The 1,974-nt window shown below is 43.3% G+C and carries 1 protein-coding gene; it reads left to right on the top strand.

All coding sequences use genetic code 11. The annotated features are described in order from the left end of the window. The coding region (locus D7V32_RS16900; protein ID WP_120403932.1) for a BspA family leucine-rich repeat surface protein at window positions 1-1,819 on the top strand (1,819 nt) is incomplete at its 5' end. Between the last annotated feature and the right edge of the window lie 155 nt (window positions 1,820-1,974).

The following is a 1,974-nucleotide window of genomic DNA, read 5'->3' as shown; positions in this document are numbered from 1 at the left end:
CGCGCTCGGTGCTATCTGCAAAAAGCTCCGCGCCTACGCTTATATCACCCCGCGCAATGAAAATGGTGCAATGCTTCCGACCGCTGAGTCTGTTGCTGCTTTTCGTAAACAACTGGCTTTCCGTGAGATTGAAATTATTTGGCCAGATTGGACAAGCGGAAATGTTTTTAGTGGCGTTGAGAGACCTATTGACGCTATATCAGTCGGTATTTCTCCTGATTTGCAGTATACCGATGATAATACTGAAAACAATATTCATTGGGCTATTGAAGTGAATGGCACGCTGTACCCAACTGAGATTGGCGGCGGCGGTGAATATTCATTTTTAGAAGACTATTTAAAGGACAATAAAGAAACCCTAGGAATTACTGGCGAGTATGAAAGTAATGACGGTGGCAGTTCAGCAGTATTTATCCGCAATATCACAAATTCGCGCAAATTTATCCGCTTGATTCCTGATAATCCTTACACAAATGAAATGACACTCATTGGCAATCCGACTGCAAAAATTGACAGTGAAGGTGTAATCAGCTTTTGGCTAGATGCCTTTGACGAACCTGAACCTGAACCCGAACCCGAACCCGAACCCGAACCTGAACCCGAACCTATCGCTCCTGTCGTAACTAAGTTTGCGTTTACTCCCATTGAAGGTGTGACCGACACCCGCACGCTTCAAGTCCGCTTGGATATGATTGCAGTCAACGGTGATGCAACAAAAATTAGTGCGCCTGTTTTAGATTGGACTGGGGACGGTGTTATTGATATGCACTATGAGGTCGCGGACCACCCTTGGAAAGTCTATCAATATGTATTCCCCGCAACGGCTGGCGAGCTAACTATTACAACACAAGGCGGCTTAAATGTTTGTTATGCGGATGAATTTGAAGGTAGCCACCGCAAGGATGTAATTGAGTTACCAAATCAGGATGTAGAAGTGCAAATTTCATCTGCTAATACAGATTTTGATATGCCTGCTGTACTTCCGCCAAAAATGAAAAGAATAGACAAATTAATTTATGGCAGCTTCCGCTTTACAGATGCCAAGAATTCAATAAGCAAATGGGATGTAAGTAATGTAACTTCAATGAAAGGTTTTTTATCAGGTTGTAACTTGGCCAAGCCTAATCTATCACAATGGTGCGTTCCGCTAATCACATCGGAACCTCAATTTTTTGGATCTTCGCTTATGACGGCAGAGGATAAGCCTGTTTGGGGAACATGTCCTAGCGCTGGAGGCGGTGGCGATGGCGGTATCAGCCCAATGATTGTCCGCGGAGGAGAACAAGGTGGAAGCGCGGAGTTATATAGTCTTAGCAAATTAAAAATTACGGCTCCTGCAAATGTGAATGTTGGTTATCAAGATTATTCTGCTGCGATGGGTGTCCATTATTATAGTTTTCAGTCTTCGGATGGATCTGAGATGACAATTGAAATCCTTCCTGACGCTGCTGGATCTCAGTTAAGTGCAATGAGCCTTTCAAACTTGCCAGCTATTTTGCAATGGTATAGCGAAGGATATGAACGCTTTGACGACCCGCAGGGACAATTTGCAGGTTTTAAAGATGCAACCAGTGTTCCGAATACAGCACCGCCAAAAACCACAAATTATGACTATATGTTTGCAGCAAACTCAAACGTGCTGAGTGAGCTTGAACAATGGGATGTGCGTTTAGCAACAAGTATGAATAACATGCTTTATGCTACTCAAACACTTGACTTGTCGCGCTGGTGTGTTTCCAACATTACGACACAGCCTGCAGGGTGGGATGGATTATCCTTATTAACACCTCCTATTTGGGGGACATGCCCCAACGGCTAAATCCTGATTAAACGTTAAACAGGATTCAGTTTATAGAATAAAAACCTTCCGCAATTCATGATGACTCTAAAAGTAATTTCACTTTTATGGAGTCATCATGACTGAATTTCACCATGGTATTACAGCACGTGAAGCGGAAATTGGAAAAATCCCAA

This window comes from Acinetobacter tianfuensis (assembly GCF_003611465.1).
GTDB lineage: Bacteria > Pseudomonadota > Gammaproteobacteria > Pseudomonadales > Moraxellaceae > Acinetobacter > Acinetobacter tianfuensis.
Note: the sequence above shows the minus strand (reverse complement) of the source record. Positions and strands in the feature narration are given on the sequence as shown.